General features: G+C 72.3%; 13 protein-coding genes. 8 read left to right on the top strand and 5 right to left on the bottom strand.

Annotated elements, in window-relative coordinates:
* The first annotated feature begins 49 nt into the window (after nt 1-49).
* Both ACWGKI_RS09040 and ACWGKI_RS09035 read left to right on the top strand, forming a co-directional pair.
* Entirely contained in the window at nt 50-8,671 is an 8,622-nt protein-coding gene (locus ACWGKI_RS09040; protein WP_452186380.1) for a DUF7927 domain-containing protein, read from the top strand.
* Nucleotides 8,672-8,810: 139 nt separating this feature from the next.
* Nucleotides 8,811-16,793, top strand: a complete 7,983-nt coding sequence (locus tag ACWGKI_RS09035; protein WP_452186378.1) for a DUF5979 domain-containing protein — start codon at nt 8,811-8,813, stop codon at nt 16,791-16,793.
* Nucleotides 16,794-16,988: 195 nt separating this feature from the next.
* Here ACWGKI_RS09035 and ACWGKI_RS09030 read toward each other — a convergent pair whose 3' ends face one another.
* Nucleotides 16,989-18,083: an AI-2E family transporter gene (locus ACWGKI_RS09030; RefSeq protein ID WP_452186376.1), complete on the bottom strand. Its 1,095-nt coding sequence runs from the start codon at nt 18,081-18,083 to the stop codon at nt 16,989-16,991.
* Between the two features lie 116 nt (nt 18,084-18,199).
* Nucleotides 18,200-18,619 (bottom strand): transferase, encoded by a 420-nt coding sequence (locus tag ACWGKI_RS09025; RefSeq protein ID WP_380240446.1) that lies wholly within the window; start codon nt 18,617-18,619, stop codon nt 18,200-18,202.
* Between the two features lie 120 nt (nt 18,620-18,739).
* Here ACWGKI_RS09025 and ACWGKI_RS09020 point away from each other — a divergent pair, with 120 nt between their 5' ends.
* The gene (locus tag ACWGKI_RS09020; RefSeq protein WP_452186374.1) at nt 18,740-19,744 is read left to right on the top strand and encodes a phosphotransferase enzyme family protein; all 1,005 of its coding nucleotides are present in this window, start codon (nt 18,740-18,742) and stop codon (nt 19,742-19,744) included.
* A gap of 6 nt (nt 19,745-19,750) precedes the next feature.
* On the opposite strand, the gene ACWGKI_RS09015 is transcribed toward ACWGKI_RS09020, so the two are convergent.
* On the bottom strand, nt 19,751-19,933 hold the full coding sequence (locus ACWGKI_RS09015; protein ID WP_380240441.1) for a hypothetical protein: 183 nt from the start codon (nt 19,931-19,933) through the stop codon (nt 19,751-19,753).
* A 57-nt stretch (nt 19,934-19,990) separates the two neighbouring features.
* On the opposite strand from ACWGKI_RS09015, the gene ACWGKI_RS09010 reads away from it, so the two are divergent.
* Nucleotides 19,991-20,749 (top strand): GH25 family lysozyme, encoded by a 759-nt coding sequence (locus ACWGKI_RS09010; protein WP_452186372.1) that lies wholly within the window; start codon nt 19,991-19,993, stop codon nt 20,747-20,749.
* Between the two features lie 80 nt (nt 20,750-20,829).
* Nucleotides 20,830-22,008: a VanZ family protein gene (locus ACWGKI_RS09005; protein WP_452186370.1), complete on the top strand. Its 1,179-nt coding sequence runs from the start codon at nt 20,830-20,832 to the stop codon at nt 22,006-22,008.
* 13 nt (nt 22,009-22,021) lie between these two features.
* Here ACWGKI_RS09005 and ACWGKI_RS09000 read toward each other — a convergent pair whose 3' ends face one another.
* The gene (locus ACWGKI_RS09000; RefSeq protein WP_452186368.1) at nt 22,022-23,074 is read right to left on the bottom strand and encodes a YihY/virulence factor BrkB family protein; all 1,053 of its coding nucleotides are present in this window, start codon (nt 23,072-23,074) and stop codon (nt 22,022-22,024) included.
* A 122-nt stretch (nt 23,075-23,196) separates the two neighbouring features.
* Here ACWGKI_RS09000 and ACWGKI_RS08995 point away from each other — a divergent pair, with 122 nt between their 5' ends.
* On the top strand, nt 23,197-23,706 hold the full coding sequence (locus tag ACWGKI_RS08995) for an LURP-one-related/scramblase family protein (RefSeq protein WP_452186366.1): 510 nt from the start codon (nt 23,197-23,199) through the stop codon (nt 23,704-23,706).
* A gap of 10 nt (nt 23,707-23,716) precedes the next feature.
* Here the strand turns inward: ACWGKI_RS08995 and ACWGKI_RS08990 are convergent, their stop codons facing one another.
* On the bottom strand, nt 23,717-24,427 hold the full coding sequence (locus ACWGKI_RS08990) for a MarR family transcriptional regulator (protein ID WP_452186364.1): 711 nt from the start codon (nt 24,425-24,427) through the stop codon (nt 23,717-23,719).
* Between the two features lie 232 nt (nt 24,428-24,659).
* Between ACWGKI_RS08990 and ACWGKI_RS08985 the strand changes: the two genes are divergently transcribed.
* Both ACWGKI_RS08985 and ACWGKI_RS08980 read left to right on the top strand, forming a co-directional pair.
* A complete protein-coding gene (locus ACWGKI_RS08985) occupies nt 24,660-25,322 on the top strand; it encodes a DUF4097 family beta strand repeat-containing protein (protein ID WP_452186362.1) in 663 nt (220 codons plus the stop codon).
* Nucleotides 25,323-25,389: 67 nt separating this feature from the next.
* Complete coding sequence (locus ACWGKI_RS08980) at nt 25,390-25,884, top strand: pyridoxamine 5'-phosphate oxidase family protein (RefSeq protein ID WP_452186360.1); 495 nt, start codon at nt 25,390-25,392, stop codon at nt 25,882-25,884.
* Nucleotides 25,885-26,441 lie beyond the last annotated feature (557 nt).

The following is a 26,441-nucleotide window of genomic DNA, read 5'->3' as shown; positions in this document are numbered from 1 at the left end:
TCCTGGGGGTCGAGGTATGTCGGGTTCGCCGGAAAGGTTACGCCGTGGGGTGTCCGCGGTGACCGCAGGCGTGCTGGCCCTGGGCGGGGCGCTCGTCGTCGTGGCCGCGCCCGTAACGTCCGCACCGACCGCGGCCGCCGTACCCGGCAACCCTGGCGTCCCCGGCGACCCCGAGGTGCTCTACACCGAGGACTTCGAGAACGCCCCCAACGGCTCGAACGTCCTCCTCACCGACTACACGGGCGCCCAGGGGACGAGCTACACGGCCGCCGCCTTCTGGGCGAACCGGGCCAACTGCAACGGCTTCATCGTCGACTGGGGGAGCCCGCGCGACGCGGCCGACTGCACCGACGTGAGCAACGCCGCCTCGGTGTACGACGCCATGCTGGCCATCCCGCACGCGCTGGGGCAGCTGCGCGGGGTTGATCCTCAGACCAACGGGGCGGCGGCGTCGTACACCGCGGACGGCGCGACCGGCGCCCAGATCCAGTTCCAGACCGCGACCCCGGTCGCGCTGCCCGTGGCCAACCGCTTCGTGACGTTCTCCGTGGACGCCGGCGCGATGAACTGCAACGTCTCCGCCCCTCTGCTGCGGTTCTACTTCCTCGACGCGGCGAACACGGAGACGGCGGTGTCCAGCTCGCCCATCAACGTGTGCACCGACCCGCGGGGGGAGACGCTGACCGGCGTCCCGACCCCAGGGGGCACGAGCCGGACCGTGCGCGTCGGCACGTTCGCCGCCAACGGCTCCACCCTCGTCACGGGCGACAGCCTCGGCATCCGCTTGCGCAACCAGAACAGCGCGGCGAACGGCAACGACGGCGCCTACGACAACATCCAGGTGCTCGACGTCAGCCCACAGCTCGACAAGGAGTTCTCGCCGACGTCGGCCGTCGTCGGCGGGCGGTCCACGCTGACGTTCACGGTCACGAACACCTCGGAGCTCGCGGCGAAGGACGGCTGGGAGTTCACGGACAACCTGCCCGCCGGGCTCGAGGTGGCCCGGCCGCCGTCGGTCGAGACGGACTGCGACGCCGACGTCGCCGCCACCGGCGGCGGGACGACCGTCGCGGTGACGGACGGCGTGCTCGCTGCCGGCGAGACGTCGTGCACGATCAGCGTCGACGTCACGTCGCGCACCGCCGGGACGTACACGAACGGCCCGTCGGACGTCGAACCCACCACAGGGCTCGACCTCCCCGCCGAGACGTCGGTCACGTTCACCCCGTTCGTCGGCTCGGGCGCGTGCCCGACGCCGGCGTTCCTCTTCCAGAACGCGCCGTCGGCCACGCCGACGGAGATCGACCTGGTCACCGGCGAGCTCGTGGACCGGCCGGCCCTCACGGACGTCGCGTTCAACGGCGTCGGGTACAGCGAGCTCGCCGACGCGTTCTTCGGCATGGACAACCCGACGGACCAGATCTACCTGGTCTCGCCGGACTACACGACCGTGGCGAACCTAGGGTCGCCGGACTACTCGAACGTGTCCTTCACGTTCGCCCAGCTCTTCCCGGGCGGGGTCCCCATCGGTGACGTCTCACCCGACGGCGTGCTCTACCTGGGCGGCGGCGGCTCGGGTACCCGGTCCTGGATGGCGGTGGACGTCGACCAGGACTCGCCGACATACCTCCAGGTGCTCGACGGGGGCACCGTGCCCGCGCCGGCAGCGCCCGTCAACGCCGGCCTGGACTGGGTCTACAACCCGGACGACGGACGCCTCTACTCCTTCGGGGTGAACACCAACAACGGCAACGCGTTCATCTACGCGTTCGACCCGGACAACCCGTCGGCGGGGTTCGTCCAGGTGGCCGCGCTGGGCGCCCTCACCGCCCCGAACGGCCAGTCGGCGACGGGCGGCAGCTCTCCCTTCGGTGCCACGTACGGCAGCCCGGGGTTCCTGTACGGGGCGAACAACCAGACGGGCCAGATCTGGCGTATCCCGGCCGACGACCCGACGTCGGCGACGTTCTTCGCCTACGGACCCGGCCCGACGAACAACAACGACGGCGCACGGTGCGCCACCGCGCCGATCCTGGCGGACCTGGGGGATGCGCCGGACACCTACGGCACGACGCTGTCGCGGGACGGCGCCCGGCACGGGCTGGTCGGCTTCGACGCCACGACGAACACCGCGCCGCTCATGCTGGGCGACGCGAACACCGTCGACCCGGACGACGACGGCGCGCCGACGACGGACGCGAGCGGCGACGACGCGGCGGGCGTGGACGACGAGGCCGCCGTCGCGAGCCCGGTCGAGGTGAGCCCGACGTCGGAGTCCACCGTGAGCGTCACGGTCACGAACGACGCGGACGAGCCCGCCACGCTGGCCGGGTGGGTCGACCTGGACGGCGACGGCACCTTTACGGCCGGAGAGCGGGCCACGGCCGCGGTGCCGGCGGGCTCGGGCACGGCCGCGTACGACCTGACGTTCCCGGCGGCCGCGACGTCGGGCGACACGTTCGCCCGGTTCCGCGTGTTCTCGGGTGCGGTCGACGACCCTGCCCCGATGGGGGCGGTGTCGGGGGGTGAGGTCGAGGACTACCCGGCCGCCGTGGTGGCGGAGCCGTTCGTCCCCGACCTGCCGCTGCAGTGCGGGACGGCGACCCGGTACCGGTGGATCACGACCAACACGTTCTACAACGACGACTTCGGCACGGCGTCCGTCCGCAACCTCTGGGTGCCGGACGGCGGGGTGGCCATCGACCCGGACGGTGCGGAGACCACGAACAACGGGGTGGCGGGAGACGCGAACCCGTACCTGAGCCCCGTCTACATCAACGACGCCACGGGAGCGACGGCGGTCGACGGGGGGCTGCTGGGCGAACCGGTCGCGACGACGCAGATCCCGGACGCGTCGGACATGGGGGACTACGGCGAGACGGTGACCGACGCCGCGGCGGCGAACGGCCTGGTGCCACGCTCGGAGGTCATGGTCACGGTGAGCCACGTGAGCGGCACGCCGGGGGCGCCGGTGTCGCTGACGCTCAGCAAGCCGAGCACCAACACGGTCCTCACGGCGTACGTCACCGACTCCGACGGGACCGTCCTGGACACCGTGCCGTGGCGGATCGCGCCGGACGCCGTGACGGAGACCCTCGACGGCTTCGACTACCCCGCGGACGGCCAGCTCTACGTGTACACGCTCGACCTCGACCCCGCCGTCCGCGGGCTGGCGACGAGCGTCCTGGGCTTCGCCTGCCCCACCGACCTCGGCGACGCGCCCGACTCGTACGGCACCACGGTCGCCTCGGACGGCCCGCGGCACGAGCTCCTCGCGTTCGACCCGGAGGCGGGCACGTCCCCGCTGATGCTCGGGTCGGCGGTCGACGCGGAGGACGACGGCGTCCCGTCAGCGGGAGCGGACGGCGACGACACGGCCGGTGCGGCAGACGACGAGGACGGCGTCGCCGCCCCGATCAGGCTCAGCCCGGTGGGGGCGACCACGGTGACGGTCTCCGTCACCAACGACACCGACGCGGCGGCCACGCTCGCCGGCTGGGTGGACCTGGACGGGGACGGTGCGTTCCAGGCGGACGAGCGTCAGAGCGTGACGGTCCCGGCGTCGTCCGGCACGGCGGACTACGAGCTGGCCTTCGGCGCCGCGACGACGACGGCCGGTACGTACGCGCGCTTCCGCCTGTTCCCCGGCGACGTGCCGGCTCCGTCGCCGATGGGTCCGGCGGACGGCGGCGAGGTGGAGGACTACCCGGCCGACGTGCTGCAGGCGGGTCTGACGATCACCAAGTCGACGGACGCCGCGGACCAGGTGCTGCCGGGCGACACGGTGACCTACACGGTGACCGTCGAGAACACGGGCGGGGTGCCGTACACCGCGGACGACCCGGCCGCCTTCACCGACGACCTGACGGACGTCCTCGACGACGCGACGTATGGCGGGGACGCGACCGCGGACGCCGGCACCGTGGACTACAGCGCGCCGACGCTGTCGTGGTCGGGCCCCCTCGCGGTCGGGGAGGCCGCGACGATCACGTACTCGGTGACGGTCGGCGACCCGCTGCCTGCGGGCGGGGACGGGACGTTGACGAACGCCGTCGTCGGCCCGGCGGAGTCGAGCTGCGTGGACGGCACCGAAGAGGGCTGTACGACCGACCTGCCGGTCCGGTCGTTGCAGATCACCAAGACGGCCGACCCGGCGGCGGCGGCGGCCGCGGGGGGCACGGTGACGTACACGGTGACGGTGGAGAACACCGGCCAGGTGGAGTACACGGCCGACGCCCCGGCGACGTTCACCGACGACCTGACCGAGGTGCTGGACGACGCGGCCTGGGACGACGACGCGGCCGCGGACGTCGGGACGGTGTCGTACACCGAACCGGAGCTGTCCTGGTCGGGGGCCCTCGGGGTCGGGGAGGTCGCGACGATCACGTACTCGGTGACGGTCGGCGACCCCCCGGCGGGCGACGAGGAGCTCGTCAACGCGGTGACCGGCCCGCCGGAGTCGAACTGCGACGACGGCACGGAGGAGGGCTGCACGGTCACCCTGCCGGTGCTGATGATGGAGATCGAGAAGACCGCGGACGTCGAGAGCGTGGCGCCCGGGGGCACGGTGGGCTACACGGTGACCCTGACGAACACGGGCACCGCGCCGTTCACCGCGGAGTCCCAGTCGGCGGCGTTCCTGCTGGACGACCTGTCCGGGGTGCTGGACGACGCGACGTACAACGACGACGCTGCGGCCGACGGCGAGACGAACAACCTGGGCCTGTTCGGGACGGACCTGTTCTGGGTGGGGCCGCTGGAGGTCGGCGAGGCGGTCACCGTCACGTACTCGGTGACGGTGAACGACCCGGCCACGGGTGACGGGGTGCTGGTCAACGCCCTGGTCGGGCCACCGGCGTCGAACTGCGACGACGGCACCGAGGAGGGCTGCACCACGCAGACGCCCGTGCAGTCCTTGGAGATCACCAAGTCCGCGGACCCGGCCGGCGAGGTGCTGCCCGGGGGCACGGTGGCGTACACGGTGACGGTGGAGAACACGGGGCAGTACGCCTACACGGCGGACGACCCGGCGACGTTCACCGACGACCTGACCGACGTCCTCGACGACGCCGCGTACGGCGACGACGCGACCGCGGACGTGGGCACGGTGGACTACGGCGAACCGATCCTGACGTGGTCGGGCGCGCTGGAGCCCGGGGAGACGGCGACCGTCACCTACTCGGTGACGGTGGACGATCCCCTGGCCGCGGACGGTGACGGCACGCTGACGAACGCCGTCGTCGGGCCGCCGGAGTCGACCTGTGACGACGGCACGGAGGACGGCTGCACCACCGCGGTGCCGGTGCGGGCGCTGCAGATCACGAAGACGTCCGACCCGGCCGCCGAGGTCGCCCCGGGCGGCACGGTGAGGTACACGGTGACGGTGGAGAACACCGGGCAGGTGGCCTACACGGCGGACGACCCGGCGACGGTCACGGACGACCTGACCGGGGTGCTGGACGACGCGAGCTGGAACAGCAACGCGACTGCCGACACGGGTGCCGTGTCGTACGCGGAGCCGACGCTGTCGTGGTCGGGTGCGCTGGAGCCCGGAGAGACGGCGACGATCAGGTACTCGGTGACGGTGGACGACCCGCTCGCCGAGGACGGCGACGGCACGTTGACGAATGCCGTGGTGGGGCCGCCGGAGTCGACCTGTGACGACGGCACGGAAGACGGCTGCACCACGGACGTGCCGATCCGGACGCTGGAGATCCACAAGTCGGCCGACCCGGCGGACGCCGTGACCCCGGGCGGCGTGGTCACGTACACGGTGACGGTGGAGAACACCGGGCAGGTGCCGTACACCGCGGAGAATCCGGCGAGGTTCACAGACCTCCTGTTCGGGGTGCTGGACGACGCGACCTGGAACGACGACGCGACGGCCGACATCGGGACGACGTCGTACACGCAGCTGGAGCTGTCGTGGTCGGGTGCGCTGGACCCGGGGGAGACGGCGACGATCACGTACTCGGTGACGGTCGACGACCCGCCGGCAGCGGGTGGGAACGGCAGGTTGACGAACCTCGTCTTCGGCCCGTCCGAGTCGAACTGCGCTGGTGACCCGAACACCCCGGAGCAGCCGCCCGGTTCGCCGGCTGACTGCGTGACGACGGTACCGATCCGGGCGTTGACGATCACCAAGACCGCTGACCCGGCGGGCGAGGTGGCTCCGGGCGACACGGTGACGTACACGGTCACCGTCCAGAACACCGGGCAGGCGTCGTACACGGCGGACGACCCGGCGACGTTCGACGACGACCTCACGGACGTCCTCGACGACGCGTCGTTCAACGACGACGCGACGGCCGACGTCGGGTCGGCGACCTACGCGGAGCCCACCCTGTCGTGGTCCGGCGCGCTGGAGCCCGGCGAGACGGCGACGATCACGTACTCGGTGACGGTGGACGACCCGCCCGCCGAGGACGGCGACAGCACGTTGACGAACGCTGTCGTCGGGCCGCCCGAGTCGAACTGTGACGACGGCACGGAGGACGGCTGCACCACGGACGTGCCGGTGCGGGCGTTGCAGATCACGAAGTCGGCGGACCCGGCGGACGCGGTGGCTCCGGGCGGCACGGTGACGTACACGGTGACGGTGGAGAACACCGGGCAGGTGGCGTACACGGCGGACGACCCGGCCTCGGTCACGGACGACCTGTCGGACGTGCTGGACGACGCGACGTTCAACGACGACGCGACAGCGGACGTCGGGACGACGACCTACGCCGAGCCGACGCTGTCGTGGTCCGGCGCGCTGGCCCCGGGGGAGACGGCCACGATCACGTACTCGGTGACCGTGGACGACCCCCCGGCCGAGGACGGCGACGGCACGTTGACGAACTCCGTCGTGGGACCGCCGGAGTCGAGCTGTGACGACGGCACGGAAGACGGTTGCACCACGGACGTGCCGGTGCGGGCGTTGCTGATCACGAAGTCGGCGGATCCGGCGGACGAGGTGGCTCCGGGCGGCACGGTGACGTACACGGTCACCGTCCAGAACACGGGGCAGGCGCCGTACACGGCGGACGACCCGGCGACATTCACGGACGACCTGACCGGGGTGCTGGACGACGCGGCCTGGAACGACGACGCGGTCGCGGACGTCGGGACGGCGACCTACGCCGAGCCGACGCTCTCCTGGTCGGGCGCGCTGGAGCCCGGGGCGACGGCGACGATCACGTACTCCGTGACGGTCGACGACCCGCCCGCCGAGGGCGGCGACGGCACGTTGACGAACTCCGTCGTGGGACCGCCGGAGTCGACCTGTGACGACGGCACGGAGGACGGCTGCACCACCGACGTGCCGGTCCGGGCGCTGGAGATCAGCAAGACAGCCGCTCCCGCCGGCTCCGCCAGCCCCGGGGACACGGTGACGTACACGGTCACGGTGACGAACACGGGCCAGGTGGCGTACTCGGCGGACGACCCGGCGTCGGTCACGGACGACCTGTCGGACGTCCTGGACGATGCGGCGTTCAACGACGACGCGACGGCCGACGTCGGGACGGCGTCGTACGCCGAGCCGACGCTCTCCTGGTCCGGCGCGCTGGAACCGGGGGAGACGGCGACGATCACGTACTCGGTGACCGTGGACAGCCCGCCGGCCGAGGACGGCGACGGCACGCTGACGAACGCCGTCGTCGGGCCGCCCGAGTCGAACTGTGACGACGGCACGGAGGACGGCTGCACCACGGACGTGCCGGTCAACGGCCTGGAGATCCGCAAGACGGCGGACCCGCAGGGTGCGGTGACGGCCGGAGACACGGTCACGTACACGATCACGGTGACGAACACCGGTCAGACCGCGTACAGCGACGAGAGCCCCGCGACGGTCACCGACGACCTCACGAACGTGCTGGACGACGCCGTGTACGACGGCGACGCGACGGCGGACGTCGGTGAGGTCTCGTACGCGGAGCCCGAGCTGTCCTGGTCGGGCGCGCTCGATCCCGGCCAGACCGCGACGATCACCTACTCGGTGACGGTGGGCGACCCGCCGGGCGGGGACGCGACCCTGGCGAACGCCGTCCTCGGCCCGCCGGAGTCGAACTGCCCGGTGGCGATCCCGACCGGCGGCGGCGGGATGGCCGCCGGGGTGTCCACCGCGACCCCGCAGCTGCCGGAGGGCTGCCAGGTCGTCACGCCGGTCCGGGCGTTCGAGGTCACCAAGTCCGTCGACACGGACGAGGCGGCCCCCGGCGACCTGGTGACGTACACCGTCACGGTGACCTCGACGGGCGCCGCGCCGTACACGGACGACGTGCCGGCGAGCGTCTCCGACGACCTGTCCGACGTGCTGGACGACGCCACGCCGGCGGGCCTGCCGACGGCGAGCGCGGGCGAGCTGCGGTTCGACGACCCGGTCCTCGCCTGGCGCGGGCCGCTGGACGTCGGCGGCACGGTGACCGTGACGTACGCGCTGCGGGTGGACGACCCGGCCGCGGGCGACGGGACGATGGTGAACGTCGTGGTGACGCCGGAAGGCTCCGGCGGGTCCTGCGCGGCGGACGACGGGTGCACCACCTCCACGGACGTCGTGCCCGGTTCCGGGGGCGGCTTCCTGCCGCGGACGGGCGCGGACGTGGTCGCCGCGCTCCTGGCCGCGGTCGTGCTCCTGCTGGGTGGGGCGCTGCTCTACCGCTTCGGGACGCGACGACGGGAGGAATGACCCGGACGCGGCCTGGTGGGGGCGAACGCGAAGAAATCGTCGTTCAACGCGCCAAGTCGTGTGAACTCTGACACCGTCGGTGTGGTCTGCGCACGAGGGTGTGCGCGGGGTGGTGGCACCGGGGTGGGGGAGAGCTTCGATGGCAGACGGACGCACGACGAGGCACGGCGCACGGCACGCACGCAGGCGGCAGGGCAGACGCTTCAGCCGCGGCTGGTCCGTGCTCGGCGTGGTCGCGCTCGCGCTCGGTGGCGCCGTCATCCCGGCGACGTCGGCGTCCGCGGCGGACTGGCAGATCGGCAAGCTCGAGACGAGCACCGGGCCGTACCAGCCGGGGGAGACCGTCACGTGGGTGATCACGGTGTCGTGCTCGGACCCGAACCAGGACCCGTGCACGCCGACCACGGTCACCGACCCGCTGCCGGACTACGTCGAGCTGGTCAGCGCGTCGATCCAGAACCAGGACGGCGCCACGGGCGGTTCGCTCGACGCCGACACGGACACGGACACCGTGACGTACACGGCCGACAGCGTGAACAACGGCGGCCAGGTCCAGATCCTCATCACCGGCACGATCGCCGACGACATCCCGTACAGCGCGAGCGGTGAGCCGATCACGAACACCGCCACGGTGGACTCGGACAACGCCGCCGAGCAGTCCGCGAGCGACGACATCATCCCCGAGGTGCCGCTGAGCCTGGACTCCGACACCACCAAGACGATCGACCCTGCGGGCGCGATCGCGAACCCCGGCACGGCCGCGACGATGACCATCGGGAGCACCAACACCTCGAACGACACGGTCGACTCCCTGGTGATCGTCGAGCCGACGGCGGGCACCGACCCGAACCCGTTCACCTACCTGGGCTTCACCGGGTGGGGCGACGTCTCCTGGCCCGCGGGCGCGACGGCGGCCGACGTGGCGTTCACCTGCGCGGACGGCACCACGCCGACGGCGACCAGCACCACCGCCGACACGCTGCCCGACCCGCCGGCCGGGTGCGACGTCGAGGGCTTCACGGTGACGTTCACCGGCGCGATCGAGCAGGGCGCGTCCGCGTCGATCCCGATCGCCGTCGAGCAGACCGACGCCGTCACGGAGCTCACCGCAGAGACCACGGTCACCAACTCCACGTCGTCGAACGTGGTCCACGGCGACGACGAGTCGGACCCGACGACGGCGACCGACACCTACGTGATCACGCCGCCGAACAACAGCGTCACGCCGACCAAGACGTTCAGCCCCGACGTGGTGAGCGCGGGCGACCCGACGACGGTGACCCTGGGCGCGACGAACGACGGCGACCCGACCACCGAGCTGACGATCACGGAGCCGTCGCCCGGCACGGACAGCCCGTTCGAGGGCGCCGACCCGCTCACCTTCACCGGGTGGGGCACGGACGGCGCCGGCGCGGGCGTGGTGTGGCCGAACAACGCGGACGCCGCGAGCGTGACGTTCACCTGCGCCGACGGGACCACGACGGACCCGATCCCCGCCGAGGCGGAGGACACGCTGCCCGACCCGCCTGCCGGTTGTGAGGTCGTCGGGTTCTCCGTCGAGTTCACCGGCGACATCGTCACCGGCGCCGAGGCGACGATCCCGTTCACCGCGGACACCGACCCGGACCAGGAGGTGGACGACGTCGTCCACCCGAACGAGATCACGGCGACGATCCCGAACGACTCCGAGACCGCGTCCGACGACCTCACGACGCTGACGGACCGGCTCGCGACCGACACGACCAAGTCGATCTCGCCGTCCACGATCCCGGCGCTGCCCGGCCAGACCGTCGTCGTCGGCCTCCCGACCCAGCTGCTGCCGTTCGGCCCGGACGGGTCGACCACCAACGCGGACGAGGTCGTCATCCAGGACCCGACCGACACGGGTGCACCCGGCGAGTTCTGGGACAACTTCACCGCCTCGTCCGTCCGGTCCACCGAGGTGCCCGCCGGCACGTCGCTGACCATCAACTACTGGGACGGCACCGCGTGGGTGGAGGCGCCGGACTGCGGCAGCCCCGTGGAGGGCGCCGCGACGGTGAACTGCGACCTGCCGGACGGGGCGCAGGGCGTCCAGTTCGTCTACGAGGACAACACCGGCGAGGGCATCCCGCCGGGGACGAGCTTCTCCCCGAACTTCGTCGCCGCGTACACGGGCCCCGAGGACCGCGACGCCCCGATCGAGAACTGCGGCGCGTCGAGCGCGTCCAACAGCGCGATCGCGCCGACCGACCCCGCCGAGGGCTGCGACACCGTCGACCCGTTCCCGGTGCCGGTGGGCCCGGGCGACCTCGACTTCATCGCGAAGGACTTCCTCGCCCCCGAGGGCCAGACCGGCGAGCCCTACACGCTGCGGGCGCGCACCCAGGACGGGATCACGGCGCAGATCACGTGGTCGACCAACGGGTTCGAGAACGTGGACCCGATGGTCATCAGCGACATCGCCGACCCCGTCGCCGCGGACGACCCGGCGATCTCCGGCTCGTTCTATGACGCGTTCAACCTCACGCGCGTCGAGGCGATCGACAGCTCGGTGGACCCGCTGATCCAGTACGACGCCATCACCGGGGTCGAGCTGTTCATCGACGGCGCCTGGGTCGACGCGTCCGGCGACCCGTGCAGCGTGGCCGCGCCCTGTGACGGGTCGTTCCCCGGCTACACGCTGACGGCCGCTGAGCAGGAGGCCGCGACCTCGGTCCGGCTCACCTACACCGAGTCGCCGTCGCGGGCCGAGTTCCCGACCGACCCGACCGTCCCCGCCGCCGGCAGCGGCGTGGCCCGCTCGACCCAGGCGGACGGGCGGCACCTCGACCTGACGTTCGAGCTGCGCGACGACCGCCGCAGCGGCGGACCTGCGCTCGGCCGGGACCAGGGGGAGATCTACAACAACGGCGACGACCCGGGCCTCGTGACCGACACGGCGCGCGGCACGGCCACGTTCAACCCGCCGGACGGCAGCGAGCCGGTCGAGCGCACGGACACCGACGACGACCAGGTGCTCATCATCGACGAGCCGATCAACGTCGGGATCGACAAGGAGTGGACCGGCGGGCCGCTCTCGGTACCTCCGGAGGGCACGCCGTACGCCGACTTCCCGTCGACGGTGGTGACCGTCACCGGGTCGAACAACTCGGTCGCGCGGGTGGACGAGCTGCGGATCGCCGAGCCGTCGACGGCGAACCCGGACAACGTCGTCGAGCCCGAGGTCGCCGCGGGGACGAGCCCGTTCGACGCGTTCACGCTGACGGACATCATCGACGTCTCGCCGCCGGACGGGGCCGAGACGACGACGGTGACGCTGACCACCGTGGACGGCACGACCACGGACTACGACGAGGCCGCCGCCGAGGCGCTTACCGCGGCGCAGCTGGCGGACGTCGTCGGCGTCGAGGTGACGTTCGACGGCCGCATCGCGTCCACGGAGTCGGGCAACAACGAGGGCGTCCTGCAGATGAACCTCAAGCTCCGTGAGTTCGACCGGTACACCGAAGAGCGCATCACCGTGGACCACGACCCGAACCCCGTGCCGAACAGCGCCGGCGCCGAGGTGTCGGACCCGGGCGGCACGAGCGACCAGACGCCGCAGGCGTGGGACACGGCGGACATGGAGCTCCGCGACGCGGAGATCACGATGGAGGAGACCAAGTCCTTCGACCCGGCGACCATCGTCGAGCCCGGTTCGGACGCCGAGGACAACCCGACGTCCACCCTCACCATCACCGGCCAGCCCACGGGGCCGTCGCGTGCGGTCGAGATGACGCTCACGGACGTCGACGGCAGCTTCTGGAACCAGTACGACCTCGTCGACTTCGACAGCTCCGCTCTGGTGACGCCGATCGACCAGGTCCAGGTGGACGCCTACACCGGCGGCTCGTACGACGCGGCGAGCGACACCTTCACGGGTGGCACGTGGACGGACGGCGAACCGGCCGCAACGTTCGCGCTGCCGGCGGGCGTGGCCGCCGGCGACGTCACCGGGCTGCGGTTCACGTTCACCCGCGCCGACGGCGCGATCTGGGAGAACCCCGCCAACCCGACCCAGCCGGTGAACCTCACCGTCCAGGTGCGGGACACGCTGCGCTCCGACCCGAGCACCCCGGTGCCGAACGACCTGGCGGAGAACGACCCCGCCCCGGGCGAGGACGCCCCCGGGCTGGCGACCAACGACGTGACCTCGACGGTCACCGGCGCCGACCTCGTCTTCAACCCGGACGACCCGGAGAACCCGATCCCGGTGTCCAGCGAGGACGACGCGTCGGCGACGATCACCTACCAGCACGCCGAGAACGGCGTGAAGATCGTCAAGGACTTCGACACCGACATCTCCGGCGGGACGAAGCCCCCGGGGTCGCCGTTCCCGATGAACATCACGGTGACGAACGTCGGCAACCGGCCGATCTACGACCCCGTGATCGAGGACGTGATGCCGCGCGACGCCGACGGGCCGCAGCTGCGGCTGGCGGACGTCGACCAGCCGTACAGCTACGCGCTGACCGAGCCCGACACGCCGCCCCCCGGGCAGCCGAACGGGCCGCAGATGCCCACGGACCCGGACCAGGTGACGGTCGACCGCACCGGCAACATCTTCAACCTGACCTGGACGTTCCCCGAGGGCACGGTGCTCGAGGTGGGGCAGACCTACACGATCACCGTCGAGGTGATCTTCCGGGACACGCTGCCCGCCAACACGCTGGTCGAGAACACGGCCGGCATCACCGGCGACCGGCCGTGGGACGTCTGCCAGGCGCAGTCCGGCGACGACGGCAGCACGATCGACGGACGGATCAACGAGGACACCGGGGCGTGCGAGGCGGACTCGGACGTGACGCCGATCCCCTCCGGCGTGCTGTCGGAGTCGAAGTACGTCAAGGCGACCGACGACGACGAGATCGACGTCATGCTCGACCCGGCCGCGCCGGACCAGAGCGTCGACTGCAGCGCGCCGAACGGCCCGGACGGTTTCTACGCCTACCCGTGCACGCCGGTGATCATCCCGGGGCACAACGAGACCTGGCGGGTCCAGGTGAACAACGTCGGCAACCTCCCCATGGACAAGGTGGTCATCTACGACCGTCTGCCGAGGCCCGGGGACACGGGGTCGGACCCCGACAGCGTCTCGCCGCGTGACTCCGAGTGGACGCCGATCCTCACCAACGACCCGCCTCCGCAGATCGTCAACGCCCCGCTGGGCAGCACGACGACGTTCTACTACACGACCGTCGACGACTACTGCGGGGACGACCTGTCGGACCCGGTCAACGAGCCGACGTGCCCGGACGACCCGGAGACCGGCTGGGCCGAGCTCACCGCCGACACCTCGGAGGCGACGTACGAGCAGATCAGGGCGCTCAAGGCCGTGATCACGATGGCGGACGGGAACCTCTTCCGGCCGGGCAGCTCGCTCTCGCTGGAGGGCACGACGACCACCCCGCCCGAGGTGCCGGAGGCGGGCGACCGCTCCATCGCGTTCAACTCGGCCGCGGCGTCCGGTGCCATCGTGACGTCCTCGGGGGACAGGCTGAACTCGCTGTCCACCGAGGGCACGAAGGTCGGCGTCGCCACGGCGTCGGGCCCGCTCCAGGTGAACAAGATCGTCACGGGTGACGGCGCGGCGAACGCCCCCGACTCGTTCGACCTCACCGTCCAGTGCACGTCCGCCGTGGGCACCTGGGTGGAGGAGGACCTGGATCCGATACCCATCACCGTCACCCCGGACACGCCGGTGGTGGTGCCCGACCTGCCGTACGGCGCCGAGTGCACGATCACGGAGGACGGGGACGCCGGGCAGACCCAGCTCATCGTCGGCACGGTGACCATCGACAGCGAGGACCCGGACGAGCCGACGACGATCACGGCGGACAACCGGTACGACCTGTCCAGCATCGTCATCGACAAAGAGGTCGTCAGCGACGCCGTCGACCAGGACGGCAACCCGGTCGAGTTCGGGCCGTTCGACGGCACCGTCGAGTGCACGTTCCTCGGCGAGGACGTGTACGCGGACGGCTACGGTCCGGACGACCCGATGACCTTCGAGCTGGACGACGGCGGCACGATCGAGTTCGACGGCCTCCCCGTGGGCGCGGAGTGCACGGTGACCGAGACGGGCGCGGGCAACGCGTCGTCCACGACCATCACGGTGCAGCAGGGCCCGCTCGGTGAGCCGGTGGTCACGGACGGCACGTCGGCCAACCTCACCCTGGCGGGCGACATCGTCGGCGAGCCGCGGAACGCGGTCACGCTGACCAACACCTACGACGTCGGCGTCATCAACCTGCAGAAGGTGGTGGACGGCGACGGCGCGGGCGCCTACGGCGGTGGGCCGTTCGACATCCAGGTGACCTGCACGTTCGACGACGGCGACGGCACCGGGCCGCAGACCGTCTACGACGACACGGTCGTGCTCGGTGGCGCCGGCCCGCTGTCGGCCCAGATCAGCAACCTGCCCGCCGGCGCGGAGTGCGACATCGTCGAGACCGACGACTCCGGGGCGACGGGATCGGTCGTGGTCCCGGACCAGGTGACCGTCGACGCCGACGACCCGGCGAACGTGGTCATCACCAACACGTTCGACGTCGGCGCCATCCAGGTCGACAAGGACCTCGCCGGCCTCGGGGCGCTGTACGGGCCCGGGCCGTTCGACGTGAGCCTCGCGTGCACCTACGAGGGCGAAGACCTCACCATCCCGGGCGGTGCCGACCGGGAGCTGGAGGCCGGCGGCAACGGCGTCCTCTACTCGGGCCTCCCGGTGGGCTCCGAGTGCACGCTCACGGAGACCGACGACTTCGGGGCGTCGTCCACCACCATCACGGTGGACGGCGGCGAGCCCGTCGACGGCACGACGGTCGACATCACCGTGCCCCCGGCGACCGACGGCGACCCGACCACGGTGGACGTGGGGATCACCAACACCTTCGAGACGAGCCCGCTGGTGGTCCGCAAGGTGGTGGACGGTGACGGTGCGGACTTCGCGCCGCCGATGCCGGACTTCGAGCCGCTGCCCACCACCCTGGAGGAGCTGGCGGACTACGACTTCAGCGCCATCCCGTTCGAGGACTTCCCGTACGAGGTCACGCTGGAGTGCACCGACAACCAGGGCCAGCCCGTGGAGGTCATCCCCGGCGGTGCCGACCGCCGGTTCGGTCCCGGGTTCCCCGCGGTGTACTTCGGGCTCCAGGACGGCGACCTGTGCACCGTCACGGAGACGGACGACGGCGGCGCGACGTCGTCGACGATCTCGCCGGACCAGCCGGTGGAGATCGACGGCGACACCACGTTCGAGGACCCGCAAGAGGTCACGGTGACCAACACCTACGACACCGGGTCGGTCGAGGTCGACAAGGTGGTGGACGGTGACGCCGCGGCGTTCGTGACGGCGCCGTTCGAGGTGTCGCTGGCCTGCACGTTCGAGGGCCAGGACATCGAGGTCCCGGGCGGGGCCACGCGGACGGTGACGCCGGACGAGCCCGCCACGTACGACGGCCTGCCGATCGGCGCGGAGTGCGTGGTCACGGAGACCGACGCCGCGGGTGCGGCGTCGTCGACGGTCTCGACGACCGTCGAGGGCGGCGACCCGGGCCAGGTCGTGGTGCCGGGCGCCGACGCCGACCCCGCGGTCGTCACGGTGACGAACACGTTCGACGCCGGGTCGATCGCGGTGGAGAAGGTGGTCGACTTCGAGGGCGACGCCTACGACGTGGGTCCGTTCGAGGTGACCCTCGCCTGCACGTTCCAGGGCGAGGACATCACGATCCCGGACGGAGCGGCGCGGGAGATCGCGGCCGGTGACACCGTCACCTACGCGGGCCTCCCGGTGGGCGCCGACTGCGTGGTGACGGAGACCGACGACGGCGGCGCTGCGTCGTCGACGATCTCGACCGTCGGCGACGGCGACCCGGGCGCGGTGACCGTCGCGGCCGGCGACCCGGCGCAGCTCACGGTGACCAACACGTTCCCGGCCCCGCCGGCACCCCCGACCCCGCCGGGCCCCCCTGACAACGGGGGCGACAACGGCGGGTTCCTCCCGCGGACCGGTGCCGACATCATCCTGTGGCTCGGGATCGCGGTCGTCCTGGTCGCCGGTGGCGTGGTCCTCGTCGGCATCCGCCGCCGCCACCAGCACTGACAGGGAGGTCGACGCTGCCGAGGTACCACCAAACCTGCCGAGGTAGCACCAAACCTGCCGAGGTAGCACCAAGCCTGCCGAGGTAGTTCTGGACCTGCCGAGGTAGCACCAAGCCTGCCGAGGTAGTTCGGAGGATGCCGAGGTAGTTACTGACGGCGCCGGTCCCGCACTCGCGGGGCCGGCGCCGTCGGTGCGTCAGCGCGAGCGGCGACCTTCAGGCCGTGGCTGCGGCTCGGGGTGTTCGGTGTCGCGGTCGGCCTGGCTGCCTGCGTGCCCGAGGACGTCGCGCACGATGACTGTCACGGGCGCGGAGAGCATCGCGCCCAGCAGGCCGGCCAGGACGGCACCGACGATCGTCGAGCCGAGGTTGACGATGGGGTGCAGGCGCAGCTGGTCGGAGGACAGCTTGGTGAGCATCAGGGTCTGCACCACGTTCTGCACCAGCAGGATCACGCCGAGCAGGATGAGGGCCCGCGTGGGGCCCTGCGACCCGAGCGCGATGAGGACGGCGAACGCGCCGGAGAAGATCGCGCCCAGGTAGGGGATGTACGACGTCACGAAGGTGACGAGCGCGATGGAGAAGGCGAGCGGCACGTCGAGCAGGACCGCGGCGAGCGCGATGAGCGCGGCCGTGACGAGGCTCGACGTCGTCAGCGCACCGAAGTAGCGGCGCAGCGTCGTGGTGGCCTCGTCGACGACGACGTGGCCGGAGGTGCCGCCGACGGACGAGTGCCGCGCCGCGAACTCCTCGATGCGGGGCCAGTCGGCCATGACGTAGAAGAGGAAGAACACGGCGATGAACGTGCCGACGACGAACGCGGCCGCGCTGGAGAACACGCTGCCGAACAGGCTGGCGACGCCGCCTGCCAGGGCGCCCGACGTGTCCTGCAGGTCGACCCCGGACAGGTCGAACGTCGTGCCGGCGAGCTGCTCCTGGAGGGTGGCGAGCCCGCTGGCGAGCCGGGCGGCGATCTCCGCGGACTGGTCGGAGATGCCGTCGGCCGTCACGCCCACGGCGAGCGCGAGGACGCCGCCCAGCGCGACGAGGACGGCGAGCGACCCGAGGCCGCGGCGCAGCCCGAGGCGCTCGAGCCGGTCCACGAGGGGATGGAGCAGCAGGCCGAGGACGGCCGCGACGACGAGCGGCACGGCCAGCCCGCTGATCGCGGACACGGTGGCATAGACGACGACCGCGGCGGCGGCGATGCCGACCACGGCCCATCCGATCCGGCCCAGGCGCAGCACGCGCTCGCCGGGTGCGTGGGCGGTCTCGGGGGCGGGGTCCGGCACGGCTCTCCTCGGGTCGGTCCCGAGCATCATCCCGCGCACGGCCGCCGAGCGCGCGGCGCGCGGAGCGTCCGCGCAGGTGGCGGGCTGATGGTGCGTGAGGCTGGGTGGCGGTGCGGTCAGGCCGCGGTGCCGAAGTCCTTGCGACGGCGCGTGCCGTGCGCGGTCTCGCCGTCGGGCACGATCGCGTCGGGCGGCACCACGGTGCCGGCGGGCACGCGGCTGTCGGTGCCGAGCCGGCTCCCGGCGCCGACCCGTGACCCGTCGCCGACGACGCCGCGGACGCCGACGTGCACGTTCTCGTCCACGTGGGCGCCGCGGCCGACGACCGCGTCCACGTCGACCCAGCTGAACCGGCCCACCTGGGCGTGCGCGCCCACGCGGGCCCCCGCCTCGACGTACGCGCCGGGCCTGATGGTTGCGTCGGGGTGGACGGTGGCGTGCGGCGAGACGTACCCCTCGCCGTTGTCGTGCCGGAGGTAGCGGGTGAACTTCCCCGGCTCGTGCTCGATTTCGACCTTTCGGGCGATGCGTCGCAACGGTGCTCCTCGTTCGGTGCCGTGAATCCGCTGACATAACGTGCCACAGGGTGGAGTTGTTCCCGGACGGTGTGCCGAGGCACCGGTCCCAGGACGAGCACGCGGTGAGAGGGTGGCCAGGTGGATGCCGCACCGTCGCCCGCCGCCGGGCCCCTCACGGCTCTGCTCCGGGACGCGTTCGGCGTGCAGGTGCACGGCGTGGAGCGGGTCCCCGCGGGCACGGCGACCGACAACGTCGTCGTGACCACGTCGGACGGCGCGCGCCGCTTCGTGAAGTCGTACCGCACGCCCGGGGAGGTGCCGGCCGCGGTGGCCGCGATCGAGCTCACCGAGTTCGCCGGGGCAGGGGGGACGCCGGTGCCCCGCGTGTACCGGGACGCCTCCGGGGGCGTGGTCGGGCAGGGGTACGGGCTGAGCGTCTCGGTCTGGGAGCTCGTCGAGGAGGCATCCACCGCGGAGGGCGGGCTCCGGGGTGACCTGTGGCGCGCCGTCGGGACGACGGTCGGCCAGCTGCACCGACACCTGGCGACCCACCCGGCCGGACCGCCGACGACGATCCCGGCGTCCGCGCTGGTCGACCTCCCGGCCGCCAGGGCCCGGTATGACCGGCTCGTCGAGGAGTACCGCCGGAGCGGCGTCACCGACGACTTCGGTGCGTGGGCGCACGACGCCCTGGTCGAGAGGCGGGCGCTGCTGCCGCACGTCGGAGGGCTGCTCGACGCGTTGCCGCCATTGACGGTCCAGACCCTCCACGGCGACCTGGCGGCACCGAACGTCCTGGTGCGCGGGGATGCCGTGGCGGCGGTGATCGACTTCCAGCCGCCCTCGGCCGGGTACCTCGCCTGGGAGATCGCCCGGATCGCCTGCGACCCCCGCACCGTCGTCACCACCCCTGGATGGCAGCACGGGCTGTCGGCACTCCTCGACGCCTACGAGACGGCCTACCCTGCCGTGCGTCCGGCCGCCCTCGCGTCGGTCGTGGCGGTGGGCTGCGCCTACACGCTCGCCTCGACGTACCCGCTCGGCGCTCCCGTCCACGACCCGCACACAGTGGACGACGTGCTCCGGACGTATGCACGGCAGCGGCACGAGGCCGCCCTCGTCATGCTGGACGCCGCGCTGTGAGCCCGCTCAGCCCGCTCCGACCGTCCGCAGCAGCCACTCCGCCTCGCGCAGCTCGTCGTCCTTCTGGTCCGGGACGGGGCTGACGTCGAGCGAGGCGCGGAGCTCGTCAGGTGCTGCGGGCGCGTCGAGGTGCCGGTAGCGCTCTCGCGGGTCGGGCCCGTTCGAGGGACCCACGGTCTCGGCCGTCATCCCTCCACGGTACGCGCGAGGGAGACCGCAGGCACCGCAGTCCGGCAGGATCAGAGGGTGAACGACAGTGCAACGCCGCGTCGAAGGCCCTGGCGGGCCGTGTGGATCGCTGCCGGGGCGGTCGTCCTGGTGCTCGCGGTCCTCGCCTTCCTGGTGTGGGCGGGGGTGCTGTGGCCCAACCGGGTGACGGCCGCGAAGTTCGCCGTCCGCGGCGTGGACGTCTCCGCCTACCAGGGCGAGATCGACTGGCCCACGCTCGCGGGCCAGGACATCGACTTCGCGTTCATCAAGGCCACCGAGGGCTCCAGCCACGAGGACGAGCGGTTCGCGGCGAGCTGGGCCGCCGCCCGTGACACCGACCTGCTCGTCGGCGCGTACCACTTCCTCAGCTTCGAGAGCACGGGCGCGGACCAGGCCGCCCACATGATCGACGTCGTCCCCGCCGAGAGCGGCACGCTCCCGCCCGTCGTCGACGTCGAGTACTACGGCGACTTCGCCAGCCACCCGCCCGAGGTCTCGAAGCTGCGGGGCATCCTCGACCCGATGCTCGACGCCCTCGAGGACCACTACGGCGTCCCGCCGATCATCTACACGACGGAGCAGATCCGGTCGGAGTACCTGGGCGGCGCGTACGACCGCTACCCGCTGTGGATCCGGTCCGTCGCCACCAGCCCCGACGTGCCGCGGCGCGACTGGGAGTTCTGGCAGTACTCCGACCACGACACCCTGCCGGGCTACGCCGGGGACGAGCAGTACATCGACATGAACGTCTTCGACGGCACCCTCGACGACCTCCGCGCCCTGACGCAGCCGTGACCTCCCGTCCCTGGGCGGCTCCGGTGTGATCTCCGCCGTCCGACCGGCGGGAGCGGGACGGCGCCGCTACGGTCGGCCGCGTGGTGGATCGGTGGGCATGGCCGGCGATGATCGGCATCGGCTTCGGGGTGGTCGCGTTCCTCGCGGTGCTGGTCCCCGTGCTCCTGGTGCAGCAGCGCCGGTACGGGCGGCTCGACGCGCGGCGCGTGCTGGGGGCGGCGGCGCTCGCGGTGTACGTCGTGACGCTGCTCGCGTACACGATGCTGCCGTTGCCGTCGGGCGACCTCGTGCAGTGGTGCGCCGCGCACGGTGTCGCCGGGGCGGAGCTGACGCCGTTGCACTCGCTCGACGACGTCCGCCGGGACACGGCCGGGCTCGGCCTGCTGGCCACGCTGCGCAGCGTGGCGGTGCTGCAGGTGGCGTTCAACGTGCTGCTCTTCGTGCCGTGGGGCGTGCTGGCGCGCCGCTACCTCGGCTGGGGCGTCGCGGTGTCCACCGTGAGCGCGCTGGTCGCGTCGGTCGGGATCGAGACCGTGCAGTACACGGGCATCTTCGGGCTCATCCCGTGCTCGTACCGCGTCGCGGACGTCGACGACGTCCTCGCCAACACCCTCGGCGGGCTGGTCGGCGCCCTCGTGGCGCCGGTCGTGCTGCGCTGGATGCCGCAGTCGCGCGCGCTCTCCGCGGCACGCCTGGAGCCCCGCCCGGTGACGTTCTGGCGCCGTCTCCTCGGGATGCTCACGGACCTGCTGGCGGCGTTCGCGCTGGGCGCCGCGCTGCAGCTGGCGTACCGCGCGGGGGTCGTGGCGACCGGCCACGACCTGCCCTCGGCCACCACCTGGCCCGACGTGCTGCTCGGCACGGTGGTGCCGGCCGTGCTGGTCTTCTTCGTGCCGCCGTGGGTCGGGACGGGGGCGTCGCTCGGGCAGCGGGCGGTGTGGCTCGAGCCGCGCTGGCCCGACGGCGCGGGCGGTCTGCGCCGCGGGTCGCTGCCGCACCGGGTGGCCCGCGGCTACCTGCTGCTCGGCCTGTACGGTGCGCTCGGGGTCGTGGAGGCCGTGCCGCCCGGCGACGCGTCGAACGCGTGGGCCGGCACGCTGCAGAACGTCGTCGCCCTCGCGGCGCTCGTCGGCGTCGCCGCGACCCGTGACCGTCGCGGCCTCGCCTGCGCGCTCACCGGCGCGCGCCTCGTCGACGCCCGCGTCCCTGTCGACCCCGACCTCCCGGACCCCGCCCGTTCAGACCGAGGCCCGCGGTGACCGTGGGCCGCGGTCAGTCGCCGCGCCCGTCGCGGGCGGCGGACTCGCGGACCGCGCGGGCCTCCGCGACGGCGTCGGCGCGCTTGGCGGCCTTCTTGTCGCTGGCGCGGGTGTCGCGCGGCGGCAGCTGGATGGCCTCCTCCGCGGCGATCCCGCCCTGCAGCTCGCGGCTGCGCTCCAGCTCGGCGTCCAGCTCGGCGCCGAAGAGGAGGGCGAGGTTCGTGATCCACAACCACAGCAGGAACACGATGACGGTCCCGAGCATCCCGTAAGAGCCGTAGCTCCCGAAGTTCGCCACGTAGAAGGCGAACGCCGTCGACGCGATCAACCAGACGACGATCGCCACCACGGCGCCGACGCTGATCCAGCGGAACTTGGGCTGCTTCACGTTGGGGGTGAGGTGGTAGAGCAGGGCGACGACGACGACGACGAGCAGGAGCGCGACGGGCCACTTGGCGATGTTCCACGCGGTCAGGGCGGCGTCCCCGAGGCCGACCGCGTCCCCGATCGACCGGGCGACCGGCCCGGACAGCACCAGCGACGCCACGATGATCGCCGCCAGGACGACCACGACGAGCGTCACCAGCAGCAGCAGCGGCCGCAGCTTCCAGATCGGGCGTCCCTCCTCGACCTCGTACACGCGGTTCATCGCACGTCCGAACGCCGTCACGTACCCGGAGGCGGACCACAGCGCGATGACGAGGCCGACCACCAGGGCCAGTCCGGCGCCGGTGGAGTTCACCAGGTTCTCGACGAGCGGCTTGACGATCGCGAGCGTCTCCTCGGGCAGGAAGTCGCTCACGGTCGACAGGATCGAGTCGATCGCCTTCTCGGGGTCGCCGACGAAGCCGAGCAACGACACCAGCGCCAGCAGGGCGGGGGCCGCGGCCAGGACGGCGTAGTAGGTCAGCGCGGCGGCCAGGTCGGTGCACTGGTCGTCCATGAACTCCCGGACGGCCCCCTTGGACGCCAGTCGCCACGATGGCTTCTTCAGGTCCTTCGGGGAGTCCGGCTTGCGGGGGTCGTCAGGCGCGGGCTCGGTGCGCGGATCTTCGGTGTCGGGCACGGCGACCTCCTCAGGCGCGGCGGCGGGGTGCCACCAGGGACACCACCAGGCTCGATGCGTGCGGGCATGCCCGCAAGGCAGACCCGATGGCACGGCCGCGCGAGGCTCGGCATGCTGGGTCCATGGCACTCCCTCCGCCCTCACCAGGCTGGACCCGCTACGTCGTGAAGGCGAAGGCGCTGAGCGTGGGCCGCGACTTCCGCGTCACCGACCTCGCCGGCAGCGACGTCTTCGTCGTCGACGGCAAGGTGGGGCCGCGTGAGCGGGCCGACGTGCTCGACGCCGCGGGCACCGTCCTCTACCGCGTCGCCGGCCGGGTGCTCAACGTCCCGAAGCACATGACGATCACGGACGCGGCGGGCACCGAGGTCGCCTCGCTGCACGGCAAGCTGTTCTCGCCCGTGCGGTCGCGGATGACGCTCACGGTGCCCGACGGGCCGGCGTGGGAGCTGCAGGGGAACTTCGTGGAGAAGGAGTACACCGTCACCTCGGGCGGTGTGCCCGTCGCCGTGATCACCCAGAAGTGGGTCACCGTGCGTGACACCTACACGCTCGACGTCGCCGACGGTGTCGTCCCGGGGCTCGCGCTCGCGGTGCTGTGGGCCGTGGACCGCTGGGTCGAGAGGCGCTGACGCCGTCCGCCTACCGCTCTGCCGGGGTGTGCAGGAGCTCGCGTGCCTGCTCGGCGGCACGGCTGATGCTCTCCCCGACGAAGTCCATGAACCGGGCCATGTTCTCGAGGCGCGCGCCCGCAGGCGTGTCGCGACCGAGGACGCCGACGCCCGCGCGGGCGGCCTCGGCGAGCTGGGCGTTGGAGCGCGCCGCCGCGATCATCGACTGGTACCAGGCGTCGCCGTCGGCGGCGTAGCGCTCCCGGCGCCCCTCGGCACGCTCGCGCCGGACGAGGCCGAGGTTCTCCAGGAGGGAGATCGCCTTGGAGACCGACGCCGGGCTGACCTGGAGCCGCTCGACGAGCTCGGCCGCGGTCAGGCTGCCGGAGTCCGCGACGTACAGCAGGGTGAGCACGCCCGCCGCCGTGCGGGGCAGGCCGGACTGCATGAGCAGGGTCGTGAAGGTCTCCTCGTACGCGCGCAGCGCCGCGTCGTCCTGGCCCGCCGCACTCGTGGTGCGGGTGCCGCGCGCGGCGGGACGACGGCGGTGCGCCGCCTGCTGCGCCGTGCGGTGGGCCAGGTCGGCGCGGTAGGCGCCGGGGCCGCCGTGGCGCAGCACCTCGCGCGTGACCGTCGACGTCGGCCGGTCGATGCGTCGGGCGATCTCGGCGTAGGCGAGGTCGTCGGCGAGGCCGGCGGCGATCTGCTGACGCTCCTGGGCGGTGAGCCGGCCTCCCGGCATGGCGGTCCTCCTGGGTCGTGGGGCACCCACGTTACGTTCATCCTGGGTTGGATGCAACGAATAGCGCGCTCGAGGTTGCGTTACTCTTCACGGCGGATGCAACGATAAAGGGCATATGACCTGCGTAAACATATCTCTCGTGCAACAAACACTCTTGCCGAGATGGCGAACGCAACGTAGCGTTTCGCAAGTCAGAAAGCGACCGCACGGATCACCACAGGAGCTGAGCACGATGCAGACCTTCCAGACCGCCACCGCCACCGCCGTCGTCCACCTTCCGGCCGGCCGGCTCACCGTCGTCGCGGCGGACCGCCAGGACACCACCGTCGACGTGCGGCCCGCCAACCCTGCGAAGCGCCGGGACGTCGAGGCCGCCGAGCGCACGACCGTCGACTTCGCCGACGGAGTCGTGAGCGTCACCACGCCCGCGGAGCACCGTGCCCTCGGCAGCACCGGCTTCGTCGACGTGACCGTGCAGGTGCCCTCCGGGTCCCGGCTCCAGGCCGAGGTCGCCAGCGCCGAGGTGCGCGTCGTCGGCCGCCTCGGCGACGTCGTCGTCGAGAACGCGCACGGCGACATCAAGGTCGACGAGGCCGCCACGGCCCGCCTCACCACCCAGGCGGGGGACATCACCGTCGGCCGGCTCACGGACTCCTCGACGCTGCGCACCGCGAAGGGCGACCTGCGCGTCGACGAGGCGACCGCGGGCACGCTCGAGCTGGACACGCAGCTCGGCGGCATCACCGTGGGCGTCGCCGCCGGGGTGACGGCGTCGCTCGACTCCGGCACCGCCCTCGGCCGGGTGCGCAACGCGCTCGCCAGCACCGGCGGCGCCGTCACGCTGCAGATCCGCGCCACCACCGCGATGGGCGACATCTCCGCCCACAGCCTCTGAGCGGGTGGCACCGGCGCACAGGCTCGCCGGGGCGACGAGTTTCGTCGCTCCGGCGGGTCTGCCCGCCATGACACTCACCGGAAGGCTCGACGCCCGTTTCAGCGAGGCCACCGCACCGACGCCGTGGCAGGAGGTCGACGACGCGCTGACGGCCGCGACGTCCTACCGCCTGACGACGGTGCGGGCGGACGGTCGCCCGCACGTCACGCCGCTGGTCGGGGTGTGGGTGGACGACGGCTTCGTGTTCTGCACCGGGCCCGAGGAGCAGAAGGCCCGCAACCTCGCCCACGGACCGCATGTGGCCGTCACCATCGGCTCGGACACCTGGGACGCCGGGCTGGACGTCGTCGTCGAGGGCGACGCCGTCCGCGCGACCGGCGGCCCCGAGCTGCGCCGGCTCGCCGACGCGTTCCGCGCCAAGTACGGCGACGCCTGGGACTTCGAGAACGACGACGAGGCGTTCGACCCGCACGGCCAGCGCGCCCTGGTCTACCGCGTCGTCCCCGACAAGGTGCTCGCGTTCGCCAAGTCGCCGCACGGTCAGACGACGTTCCGCCCCTGACGGGTCACAGGTCGGCGGGGTCGGCGACGATGTGCGGCACCGGCGCCGAACACTCGGCGAGGACCGCCCCGTCGTCGTCCACGAGCGTGGCTGTCGCCGTCCAGCCCGTCACGTCCTCAGGAGCCGTGAGCTCGATTGACGCGACCAGATCTGGCACGTCCCCCCAGAGGTCGTCCTGGTCGGCGACCTCGTCGCCCGGCTCGTCCTCGCCGGGCAACCCGTCGTCGTAGACGACTCCGGTGGGCGACATGACCCGGAGCCGGGCTGACATCCCGTCGACGTGCGGGTTCTTGCTCGCGCCGAGCCCGAGACCGGTGGACCACCCTGCCGCCACCCGCCAGTCGTGCTCCGCGGTGTGCGTGATGCCGAAGCGCGACTCCCGCTCGACGTGTCGCGCACTGCTGAACATCGCCGATGCGACGTACGGGCCGCTGCTCACGCAGGACGTCTGCTGCTCGGACATCTGCTCGCCGGCGGCGCTGCTCCCGGTGAGGCTCATGGCCGCGGCCGCCGCGCACACGACGAGGGCGACGGCGCCGGTCACGCGCCTGGGCCAG

The organism is Isoptericola sp. NPDC055881, from assembly GCF_053615895.1.
The sequence above is the reverse complement of the archived record's forward strand: the minus strand, read 5'-3'. Positions and strand labels throughout refer to the sequence as shown.

What these genes read in the sequence shown, in the direction of transcription:
- ACWGKI_RS09035 (WP_452186378.1), top strand. Translation starts at nt 8,811, where the DNA reads ATGGCAGACGGACGCACGACGAGGCACGGCGCACGGCACGCACGCAGG.
- ACWGKI_RS09015 (WP_380240441.1), bottom strand. Translation starts at nt 19,933, where the DNA reads ATGACGGCCGAGACCGTGGGTCCCTCGAACGGGCCCGACCCGCGAGAG.
- ACWGKI_RS08995 (WP_452186366.1), top strand. Translation starts at nt 23,197, where the DNA reads ATGGCACTCCCTCCGCCCTCACCAGGCTGGACCCGCTACGTCGTGAAG.
- ACWGKI_RS08990 (WP_452186364.1), bottom strand. Translation starts at nt 24,427, where the DNA reads ATGCCGGGAGGCCGGCTCACCGCCCAGGAGCGTCAGCAGATCGCCGCC.
- ACWGKI_RS08985 (WP_452186362.1), top strand. Translation starts at nt 24,660, where the DNA reads ATGCAGACCTTCCAGACCGCCACCGCCACCGCCGTCGTCCACCTTCCG.
- ACWGKI_RS08980 (WP_452186360.1), top strand. Translation starts at nt 25,390, where the DNA reads ATGACACTCACCGGAAGGCTCGACGCCCGTTTCAGCGAGGCCACCGCA.